The 10,975-nt window shown below is 69.7% G+C and carries 7 protein-coding genes and 2 pseudogenes; 3 read left to right on the top strand and 6 right to left on the bottom strand.

Annotated elements, in window-relative coordinates; genetic code table 11:
• Positions 1-1,927, top strand: a 1,927-nt coding sequence (locus VLF18_RS16720) for a serine/threonine-protein kinase (protein WP_325280766.1), incomplete at its 5' end; no start/stop codon positions are given.
• Between the two features lie 147 nt (positions 1,928-2,074).
• Here the strand turns inward: VLF18_RS16720 and VLF18_RS16725 are convergent.
• The 3 genes and pseudogenes from VLF18_RS16725 to VLF18_RS16735 all read right to left on the bottom strand — a co-directional run.
• Complete coding sequence (locus VLF18_RS16725; RefSeq protein ID WP_325280767.1) at positions 2,075-3,493, bottom strand: DUF1501 domain-containing protein; 1,419 nt, start codon at positions 3,491-3,493, stop codon at positions 2,075-2,077.
• A gap of 8 nt (positions 3,494-3,501) precedes the next feature.
• Entirely contained in the window at positions 3,502-5,283 is a 1,782-nt protein-coding gene (locus VLF18_RS16730) for a DUF1800 domain-containing protein (protein ID WP_325280768.1), read from the bottom strand.
• A gap of 376 nt (positions 5,284-5,659) precedes the next feature.
• Positions 5,660-6,028 (bottom strand): annotated as a pseudogene (locus VLF18_RS16735) (MGMT family protein); the annotation flags it as partial.
• Positions 6,029-6,119: 91 nt separating this feature from the next.
• On the opposite strand from VLF18_RS16735, the gene VLF18_RS16740 reads away from it, so the two are divergent.
• Together VLF18_RS16740 and VLF18_RS16745 are read left to right on the top strand one after the other, a co-directional pair.
• Positions 6,120-6,527, top strand: a complete 408-nt coding sequence (locus tag VLF18_RS16740; protein ID WP_325280769.1) for a hypothetical protein — start codon at positions 6,120-6,122, stop codon at positions 6,525-6,527.
• A gap of 85 nt (positions 6,528-6,612) precedes the next feature.
• Positions 6,613-7,944, top strand: coding sequence for an amidohydrolase family protein (locus tag VLF18_RS16745; RefSeq protein ID WP_325280770.1), 1,332 nt, complete (start codon positions 6,613-6,615; stop codon positions 7,942-7,944).
• A gap of 45 nt (positions 7,945-7,989) precedes the next feature.
• Here VLF18_RS16745 and VLF18_RS16750 read toward each other — a convergent pair whose 3' ends face one another.
• From VLF18_RS16750 to VLF18_RS16760, 3 genes and pseudogenes are all read right to left on the bottom strand, one after another.
• A complete protein-coding gene (locus tag VLF18_RS16750; protein ID WP_325280771.1) occupies positions 7,990-9,561 on the bottom strand; it encodes an aldehyde dehydrogenase (NADP(+)) in 1,572 nt (523 codons plus the stop codon).
• A 124-nt stretch (positions 9,562-9,685) separates the two neighbouring features.
• Positions 9,686-10,591 (bottom strand): dihydrodipicolinate synthase family protein, encoded by a 906-nt coding sequence (locus VLF18_RS16755; RefSeq protein WP_325280772.1) that lies wholly within the window; start codon positions 10,589-10,591, stop codon positions 9,686-9,688.
• Positions 10,582-10,975: pseudogene (locus VLF18_RS16760) on the bottom strand (oxidoreductase); the annotation flags it as partial. The gene VLF18_RS16755 and the pseudogene VLF18_RS16760, both read right to left, overlap by 10 nt.

The raw sequence follows: 10,975 nt of genomic DNA on the forward strand, positions 1-10,975 counted from the left end.
GTTCCTCGTGACGGCCTACATCGACGGCGCGCGCATCGACGATTTCTGCGCGCAGCACGCGCTCGACCGGCGCGCGCGCGCGGCGCTGGTGCGCGATCTCGCCGACGCGGTCGCCTATGCGCACCGCCGGCTGATCGTGCATCGCGACATCAAACCGGCGAACGTGCTCGTCGGCAGCGACGGCGTGCCGAAGCTGCTCGACTTCGGCATCGCGAAGCTCCTCGGCGAAAACGGCACGACGACCGCCGACGGCGGCAGCCTCATGACCCTGCGCTACGCCGCGCCGGAACAGGTGCGCGGCGAACGCGTCGGCGTCGGCTGCGACATCTATGCGCTCGGCGTGCTGCTCTACGAACTCGTCGCCGGCGCTTCGCCATATGCGCAGGCCGAAGGCGCGGCCGCGCTGACACGCGCGATCCTCGAACACGAGCCCGCGCCGCCGTCGCGGCGCGACGGCACCGACGGCGATCTCGACGCGATCTGCCTGCGCGCGCTGCGCAAGCGGCCCGAAGACCGCTACGCCTCGGCCGACGCGCTGCGCGACGATCTCGAACGCTACCTCGCGCGCGAACCGGTGCAGGCGCGCCGCGGAGAGCGCGGCTATCGGCTGCGCCGCGGCCTGCGCCGCTACTGGGCAGTGCTGCTGGCCGGCACGGCCGCCCTCGCCTTCGCCGGCTATCACGTGCATCGGCTCGACGCGCAGCTCGCGCAGACGCAGCGCGAGCGCGACCGCGCGCGCGAGGTCGGCCGGCTGTTCGCCGACATGTTCGCGAAGCTGCCGCCGGCCGAAGTGCGCGACGGCGACGTCAGCGCGAAGCGGCTGCTGGAGCTGACCGCACGCGATCTGCTCGCGCAGCCGCGCACGACGCGCGACCGCGAGAACCTGTCGGGGCTGCTGCTGTCCGCCGTCGCCGATGCGCAGGAAGCGCTCGGTCTCAACGACGACGCCGAGAAACTCTTCGCCGAGGCGACGCGGCGCCTGCGCGCCGCAGGTCCCGACTGGACGCTGGACGCGGCCGATGCGGAATCCAAATGGGGCGGCGTGCTCTACGACCTGCGCCGTTCCGAGGAAGCCGTTGCGATCCTCGACGAAGGCCGCGCGCGGCTGCGCCGCGACGGGCAGCAGAACACCGTCGCGTTCGTCGATCTCGGCAACACCGCGGGACTCGCGCTGCAGCAGCTCGGCCGCACCGCGCTCGCGCGCGAGCGCTTCGAGGAAGTGCTCGCCGCTCGGCCGCCGCCGGACCGCGACGGCACCGACGTGCGGCCCGCGGCGCTGACGAATCTCGCGACGCTCGAACTCCTCGACGGCAACGGCGCGCGCGCCGAGACGCTGCTGCGCGAGGCCGACCGCATCGCCGACGGACAGCGCGACGCGCATCCGGCGCGCGCGCTCAAGATCCGGCTCAATCTCGCCTGGGTACTGCGCGATCTCGGCAAATACGATGAGTCGCGCCGGCTGTTCGACGAAGTGCTCGCGCGCGGCCGCACGTTCTGGGGATCCCCGCACGGCGATCTCGGCATCGCGCTCGCGCAGTTCGCCTCGCTCGAACTGATCGTCGGCAACCCGGCCGCGGCCGTCGCGAAACTCGACGAAGGCATCGCCGGCGAGACCGCGTTGTTCGGTGCCACGCATGCGCGCACGCGCGCGCTGCAGGCCCTGCGCGTCGTCGCGCTCGTCGCCGGCGGCGACGACGAGGCGGCGCGGGCCGCGGCGACCGGAACGTTCAAGGACCGATCCGCGACCGGTACCGCCGCCGTCGCGATCGCGCTGCTCGACTGCCGCGCGACACCATCTGCGCAACGCCTCGCCGCCATGCGCGAACTCGCCGGCGCCGCGGCCGCCAGCCGCAACCAGCGCTGGGCCGCGACGCTCGTGCAGCGGTGGATCGGCGAATGCGCCGCACGCGTGAACGGCGATACGTAGGTTGGGCTGAGCCGGAGGCGAAGCCCGGCACCGAGGTATTTCGGCTTTCGTACGGCGCGCGAAGACGCCGGTGTTGGGCTTCGCTGCGCTCGGCCCAACCTACGGCCGGCAATTCCGCGCGTCGAGAAAGGCCACGCGTCCGCGCGATTACGTCGCCGTCATGAACCCCAGGTCGCGACTCGTGAAGTTCGCGAGATTCGGCAGGATGTCGTCGATGCCGGTCTCGCCGAGGCCGAACCAGCGCGCGAGCGTCGCGGCGTACTGGTCGACCGACTGCGTCGGGATCAGCTGGCCGTAGCCCGCGTCGTCGGGATTGCCGTTCTGCGCGAGCGAAGGCATGCGGCCGAAGAAGCGCTGGCCGCGCACCGCACCGCCGACGACGACGTGATGGCCGCCCCAGCCGTGGTCCGTGCCATCGCCGTTGATCGACACCGTGCGGCCGAAGTCCGATGCCGTGAACGTCGTGACGCGATCGGCGAGCGTGAGTTCGACGGTCGCGTCGTAGAACGCCTTGAGGCTCTGCGACAGGTCCGCGAGCAGCCCCGGATGCACGGCGGCCTGACTGCCGTGCGTGTCGAAGCCGCCGAGGCTCACGAAGAAAATCTGCCGGCGCATGTTCAGCGCGGTGCGTGCCTTGATCAGCCGCGCGACCATGTGCAGCTGGCGGCCGAGCCGCGAGTCCGGAAACGCCGTCGTCACGTTGCCCGCGGCAGCCAGCGCCGCGCCGATCGCTTCGTAGTTCGCGATCGAGCTGTTCATCGCACGCGCGTAGCTGCGCTCGAACACATGGCTCTGCGTGCCGTCCTGCAGCAGCGCGTTGAACGCGGTCACGCCGGCATCGTTGCCCCACTCGTTGAGATAGCCGATCTCCTCGACGCCGTAGGAGCCGATCACGTACTGGTTGACGACATCGCCGCGCTGGAACAGCGCCTGGCCTTCGAGCGACACCAGCATCGACTGGGTCTGATTCGGATTGCCCGAATGCATCAGATCGGCGATGCGTCCGCCCCAGCCGCTCGCGTTGCCGTCGTCGGGACGCGAGGTCTGCCAGATATTGGCCTGGTCCTCGTGCGAGAACAGCTGCGGCGGCACGGGCACGCTGCCCTGCAGGTATTGCTGCTGCGTGATCGGCCGCACCAGCGTGCCGACGTTCGCGACGATCGCCGCGCGCCCGGCCGCGAACAGGCCGGCGAGATCGGTCATTTGCGGATGCAGGCCATAGAGCGCGCCGTCGCCGGGCAGGCCGCTCGCGAGCGGATCGATCGCGATGAGCTGGTTCTGCGGCACGGCGAGCGCGCCGCGCGAAGCTGCATAGATGCCGTAGTGCGCGGCATCGCGCGGCACGATCGTGTTGAAGCTGTCGTTGCCGCCGTGCAGGAACACGCAGACCAGCGCCTTGTAGTCCGGAAAGATCGTGCCGCTGCCCGCGGCCATTGCCGCGTTCAGCAGTCCGAGGCTGCCCAGCGCAGAGTGCGCGCCGACATAGGCGCCGACGCCGCCGAGCGCGCCGTGCAGGCACTGGCGCAGAAAGGTGCGGCGATGAAGTTTCAGGCGATCGGATTTCATCGGCGGCCTCATTTCTGGATCGAGTATTCGGGCGAATTCAGCACGAGATACAGCGCATGCTGTACGCGGTCGCGTCCACCGTTCGCGTTCGACAGCGCGTTCAGGCGCGTGACGAGCGTGTTGCGCATGAACGGCGACATCTGCCCCGACATCAGCAGCAGGTTGAGCCGGTCGACGAGCGCACCGGGATCGCCCGCGAGCGGATTCAGGGTCGCGCCGTAGTCCATCAGCAACTGATCGGGATCCTGCGCATAGCTGTAGGTGCTGCCGATGTAGAAATAGAAAATGCGCCAGTCGATATCGTTCGGCGTCGCGACGAGCATCGTGTCGGTCGCGATCTGGAACTCGGGGCTGTGCAGGCCGAGATCACGGATCTCGCCGGGCTGCTGGAAGGTCGGCCGGAAGAAATTGAACACGCTCGGCGAACGCAGCGGCGTCTGGCCGTACCACAGCGACGGATCGATGAGCAGATTGATGCGGCCGTTGACCGAACGCGGCGCGGTGATGCGCCAGAGCTGCACGAGCTTGAGCAGCGGCTCGCGCAGCTTGCCGTAGCGGTCCGCGCCGGTGCCGGAATAGCCGTAGCGCGCCTCGGGATCGAGCAGGATCGCCTTGACCACCGCGCGCAGATCGCCGCGCACGCCGGCGCCGTTGTTGTTGAACACGCCGGCGACGCGCGCGACGTAGGCCGGGCTCGGATTGCTCGTGACCAGGCGCTGGATCAGCAGGCGCGACATGAACGGCCCGACGTTCGGATGCGCGGCGATGTTGTCGAGCGCGACGTCGAGCTCCTGCGCGGCCGTGCCGCCGGGCGCGAGCACGCCGCCGGGCGGCTGCGCATTCGGATAGACGAGCAGCTGCTTGGTCGTCGTCGTGTCGTGATACGCCTCGAACGGCAGCATCGCGTCGCGCACCGACGACTCCCACGGATTGTGGTATTCGCCGACGCAGTCGGGATATTCGCCGGTCGAGCAGTCGTTGAAGTTCCAGCCCGTGAATACGTGCGCAAAGCCGCGCACGGTGTTCTGGTTGTAGGTCGGCACCGGCTGGCCATTGACGAGCACGGGCGAGCCGTCGAGGTTGAGCTGCTTCAGCCCGATCGAGAACAGCTGCAGGATCTCGCGCGCGTAGTTCTCGTCGGGCCGGATGTTGAGCGCCGCATCGGGTTTGCGATTGCCGACCATCGACAGATAGACGCCCATGGCCGGATGCAGGGTCACGTCTTCGAGCAGGTCGCGGTAACTGCCGAACGCGTTCTCGGCAAGCATGTCGTACCAGCTCGCCGTCGACCATGCCTGCAGCAGCAGGCCCGGGTTCTGGTCGGAGACGACGAAGATCTCCGACAGCGCGAACGCGACGCGCTGGCGCAGCTGATCCTTGTGCACGCGCGGTGGATTGCTCGGATCGTAGAGGCCGATCGAGTTGATCAGCCAGGCTTCCAGACGCTGCTGCTGATAGACGCCCTGGTTCTGCGCACGCACCCAGTCGAGATACGGCGCCTGGTACGACGGCGTCTCGGCGAACTGCTCGGCGAACCAGCCCTCGTAGCCGACCTGGCGCAGATGCTGGATATCGGCCAGCGTCGCGCCGTAGGTCGCCTGATTGAGGAACCGTGCGGCTTCCGCGTCGGTGAACGGACCGGCGTTGACGGCCTCGAAGCCGTGACGCCAGATCGCGTCGGGCCTGTGGCTTGCCTGTTGCGCCTGCGCGAACGGCGCGGCGCAGGCGAGAAGCACCGCACACAGCCGGCGGCGCCAGCGAGTGCGAACGACCAACGGATCCGTCTGCATGCGTAGCTCCCAATGACATCTGGACTCGATACGCAGCGCAACGACGCCGGCGCGACGAAGCGAACAGCGCAAATGTGTTTGCCGTCACGAATCCGGAGCGTCGTCCGACCGGCGGCAGTGCGGCGGAGCCTAGCGGCGGGGATCGCGCACAAGCGCGAACCGGCGCACATCCGCGCGCTCGGCGGCGACGACCGGCCCTGTCGGCGCGACGGTCGGATCAGCGGGCGGCTTTGCGAGCGGACGGGCGAGCGGTCTTCGTCGCGGCCGGCTCGCGTGCCGTCTTCCTCGCGGCGGATTCGGGCGGGTTCTTCTTCGCGGCAGACTTGCCCGCGGACTGGCGGACTGCGGGCTTGCGCGACGCCGCTGCATCGACCGGCGGCGCCCAGATCGCAACATCCAGATTGCGCTCCCAGCCGAACCGCGCGAGATCGACACGACCGCGCTCGACGCGCACGCCTTCCTCGATCAGCCGCGCGCGTTGCTCGCGGTAGGGCCTGGACTGCGGCGGAAACGCGATGCGGCCGTCGGCGCGCAGCACGCGGAACCATGGCACCTCGACGCCGTCGGGCGTCTTGCCGAGCACCTTGCCGACGAGACGCGCGCGGCCCGGCAGTCCCGCACGTGCAGCGACTTCGCCGTAGTTGCTGACCTGGCCTGCAGGAATGCGCAGGACCACGGCGCGGATCGCCTCTGCAGCGGCCTCGCCGGCCGGTGCGGTTACTGTCGAAGCCGCCTTCCGTGTCAAGTCTTGTTTCGCCACGCGCTGCCCCCATCCGCGCCACTCAGCGGCTGCCGGCACGGTAGCATACGCGCCATTACCTACTGGAGAGTCGTCCATGCACAGCTTCGAGCAGATCCGCTCGCACATCAGCGCCAAGCACCAGCTGCGCATCAACGATCCGTACCTGATCAGCTTCGATCTGCTGCTCGACAACGGCACGCGTCACCAGGGCATCTATCTCTCGGAACTCGATCATGAGGACGGCCGCAAGTTCCTGCGCATCTCCACGCCGATCGGTCCGTTGACCGGCATGGACGCGAAGCGCTGCCTGCGCTTCAACTGGGAACAGCGCATGGGCTATCTCGCCGTCAGCGATCTCGACGGCTCGCCGTATCTGCAGCTCTGCGAGAACCGCCCCTACGACAATCTCGTGGTCGAGGAAATCGACCTGCTGATCAACGAAATGGGTCCGCTCGGCGATCGCATGGAACAGGCCATCTCCGCCGGCGGCGACGCGTTCTGATCCATCGCGGCGGCGATCGCCGCACCGCATTGCCGCCGCCGTCGCGTGCGGCACAGAATCGGGCTCCCCCGCCACGGAGCCGTCCATGAAAGCTGCCGCCGCCGTCGCTGTCCTGCTGGCCTCGTTTCTCGTCCCCGCCGGGGCCGCCACGCTGGCCCTGGTCGGCGGCACGCTCGTCGACGGCACGTTGCGCGAACCGATCGGGAACAGCGTCGTCGTCGTCGAGGGCGAACGCATCGTCCGGGTCGGCCGCGCCGGCGAGATCGCGATTCCGGCCGGCGCCGAGGTCATCTCGACCGAAGGCATGACCGTGTTGCCCGGGCTCTGGGACATGCACGTGCATCTGATGATCAACGGTCATGCCGACTACGCGCACTGGGACAAGACCTATATCGGCCGGCTGCGCGATCCGATCATGCCGGCGTCGGCCAAGCAGCTGCTGCATGCCGGCGTGACCGGCGCGCGCGATCTCGGCGCGCCGCTGGCCGAATCGATCGCCGTGCGCGAAGCGATCCGCCGCGGCGAGATCGAAGGGCCGACGCTGTTCGTCTCCGGACCCTTCATCCAGAAAAAGCCCTACCCCGGCACCGAGGCGTTCCGCTGGGGCGTGGATTCTCCGGCCGACGCGCGCGCGAAGGTCAAGCGCCTCGCCGACGCAGGCGTCGACGTCATCAAGCTCATCGACCAGGACCAGATGAGCGAAGCCGAAGTCGCCGCGGTCATCGACGAAGCGCACAGGCACGGAAAGCCCGTCGTCGCGCACGCGCACCGGCCCGAGGAAATCCGCCGCGCACTCAAATACGGCGCCGACTGCCTCGAACACACCGGACTGGCCGCCGCGCCGCGCTATCCCGACGACGTCATCGACGCGCTGCGCGCGCGCACCGCGAACATGTCCGCCGGACCGCTGTTCTGGACGCCGACGATCGAAGGCCTGTACAACTTTCCCTATGTGGTAAAACACCACGAACACATCGACGACACGCGCTGGCACGAGGGCCTGACCGCGGACATCGTCGCCGACATCCGCGGCTCGCTCGCGCACCCGGAGCGCATCTCGTATTTCCAGCAGACGCCGCAGCGCTGGCCGACGCTCGAAACCAAGTTCGGCCAGCTGCGCAAGAGCGGCGCGCTGCTGCTCGTCGGCACCGATTCCGGCATCCCGATGAAGTTCCACAGCGACAGCACCTGGCACGAACTCGAGGTCTGGGTGAACCGCCTCGGCGTACCTGCGATCGACGCGATCCGCGCCGCGACCTACTGGCCCGCCGTCGCGATGAGGGCCGACAAGGACTACGGCAGCGTGACCGAAGGCAAATACGCCGACCTCATTGCCGTGCGCGGCGACGCGCTGCGGCACATCGCGCTGCTGCAGCGCGTCGATCTCGTGATCAAGCACGGCAGGCGCGTGAAGTGAACGGCGTGGGTTGGGCTTCGCCTGCGGCTCAACCCAACCTGCTCATCACTTCCTCGCGCCGTCCACCAGCCGCGCGATGCCCAGCGGATTGCTTTCCTTGAGCGCTTCGGGCAACAACGCATCCGGCACGTTCTGGTAGCAGACGCGCCGCGCGAAGCGTTCGATCGCGGCGGTGCCGACGGATGTGCTCTGCGCGTCGGAACTCGCCGGGTACGGTCCGCCGTGCACCATGGCCGCGCAGACTTCGACGCCGGTCGGCACGCCGTTCATGAGCACGCGGCCGGCGACGTTCGACAGCGCGGTGACGAGCGGCTCCGCGATGCTCGCATCATCGGCGTCGGCGATCAGCGTCGCGGTGAGCTGGCCCGGCAGTGCAGCGACGACGGCCTGCGTCTGCGCCGCGTCGCGCACGCGCACGACGAGACTGGTCGGGCCGAACACTTCCTCGTGCAGATCGGCATCGGCGATGAAGCGTGCGGCCTCGACTTCGAACAGGCTGGGCTGCGCGGTGCCGTCCTGCTGCTCCGGCGCGACGAGCGACGTCACGCCGGACCGGCTCGCGAGGTGCTGCGCGCCCGACGCATGCTTGCGTGCGATGCCGGCGGTCAGCATCGGCGCGGCCGACGACGCGGCGAAACGCTCGCGCAACGCATCGCGCAGCGTGTCGCCGTCGCGCCCGGCCGGTACGACGATCACGCCGGGACTCGTGCAGAACTGGCCGACGCCCTGCAGCACCGACGCATGCAACTGCTCGGCGATCGCGGCGCCGCGCGCGGCGATCGCGGCCGGCAGCACGAACACCGGATTGATGCTGCCCATTTCGGCGAACACCGGAATCGGACGCGGACGCGCGGCGGCAATGTCCATGAGCGCGCGGCCGCCGGCGGTCGAGCCGGTGAACGCGACCGCGCAGACCGACGCATGCCGCACGAGCGCCGCGCCGACTTCGTAGCCTGCGTCGAACAGCAGCGAGAACGTACCGGCCGGAAAGCCGCAGCGCGCGACGGCCGCGGCGATCGCCGCACCCGCGCGCTCGCTCGTCGCCGGATGCGCCGGATGCGCCTTGACGATGACGGGGCAGCCCGCCGCGAGCGCGCTGGCCGTGTCGCCGCCGGCGACCGAGAACGCGAGCGGAAAATTGCTCGCACCGAACACGACGACCGGACCGAGCGGCCGGCGCATCGAACGCACGTCGGGCTTGGGCAGCGGCTGGCGCTGCGGGTCGGCATGGTCGATACGCGCGTCGACCCAGCTGCCTTCGGCGACGAGATCGGCGAACAGGCGCAACTGGCCGATCGTGCGTCCGAGTTCGCCGCCCGCGCGCGCGGGCGGCAACGCGGTTTCCAGCGGAACGAGCCGTTCGAAATCGGCGCGCGCCGCGTCGAGTTCGCCGGCGATCGCGCGCAGCAGCGCGGCGCGCTCGGCGCCGCTGCGCGCCGCCAGATCGGGCGCTGCCGCGGCGGCCTGCCGCACGGCCTGTTCGACGTCCGCCGCGCTCGCACTGTGGAACGCCGGTTCCAGCGCCGCGCCGGTCGCCGGATCGACGCCGTGGAACGGCGTGCCGCCGCGTTCGCCCGGCACGCCGGCAATCAGGGAAACCCCGCCAATTGTATACATCGCGATACCTTTGCTTTGTTTCGGATGACGCGCCCACACGCGGCGGCCGGACCCGCACGACAGCGCGGGCGGAACGACCGACGCGCTGGCGACGAGCCCGCCGCCAGCGCGCTGCCGCGACCGCTCAGATCACCGGCCGCTCGCGCAGCGCCTTGCGGATGATCGCGAGCGCTTCCTCGCGCTCGGCGCCGACGAGTTCGAGACGCGGCGGACGCACGCGCTCGTTGCCCATGCCCGCTTCCTGCTGGATCAGCTTGATGAGCTGCACGAACTTCACGACGGTGTCCAGCCGCAGCAGCGGCAGATGCCAGCGATACAACGCGCGCGCTTCGTCCCAGCGGCCGGCCTTCGCGAGTTCGAACTGCGCGATCGATTCCTTCGGCAACGCGTTGACCGTGCCGGCGACCCAGAACTCCGCGCCGGCGGCGACGCCTTCGCAGACCATGTCGTCGAGGCCGACGCCGACGCGCAGGCGCTCGCCGAGCAGCGCGACCAGCGCGGTCACGCGGCGCGAATCGCCGCTGGATTCCTTCACCGCCTGCAGGTTCGCGTGCTCGGTCGCGAGTTCGGCGACCTGCGCCGCGGTGAAGTCGGTCTTGTAGGCCGGCGGATTGTTGTAGAGCATGCACGGCAGCGCGGTCGCGCCGATCACGGCCGACACGTGTGCCTTCATTTCGCGCCAGTCGCTCGAATAGACATACGGCGGCAGCACCATGAGGCCGCCGCAGCCGGCGTCGGCACTGGCCTTGGCCAGGCGCACGGCCTCGTCGGTCGACAGCGCGGCGATGCCGGGAATCACCGGCACGCGGCCGTCGACGGCGGCGACGCAGGTCTTGATCAGCGCGACTTTTTCCTCGTACGACAGCGTTGCGCCTTCGCCGAGCGAGCCGCACGGAATGATGCCTTTGCTGCCGCTGTCGACGAGCCAGCGCACGTGCTGCGTGACGAAGGCATGGTCGATCGCGAGGTCGGTGTCGAACGGCGTGGTGATGGCGGGCAGCACGCCGTGCCAGATGGTGCTCATGCGGATTCCTGTGGAGGGGATTCGGAACGGTTGACGGTGAAGTTGGCGATGCGGACGGGCGCAAGCGGCGGGCGCGGCGTCGCCGCCTCCCAGCCGAACAGGAATTCGCTGGCGCCGCCGCACAGGCGCGCCTGGCAGTGGCCCATGCCCAGCCGCGTCTGCAGGCGCGCATCGCGCTGGCTGCGGCAGGCGCTGGCCTGCGCATAGCGCACGTTTTCGCAGCGGCAGATGATCGTGTCGTCGGCCGCGAGCCGGCGCAGTTCGTCGCGCAGCGGGAACGCGCGGCGCAGTGCGCGCGCGAAATGCGCGCTGCGCGCGCGGGCGATGTTCACGGCGAACGACGCGCCGGCGCTGCCGGCCGCGGCGCGGCCGGCGATCTCGCCCTGCACG

It is taken from the genome of Tahibacter sp., from assembly GCF_035481375.1.
Classification (GTDB): Bacteria; Pseudomonadota; Gammaproteobacteria; order Xanthomonadales; family Rhodanobacteraceae; genus Tahibacter.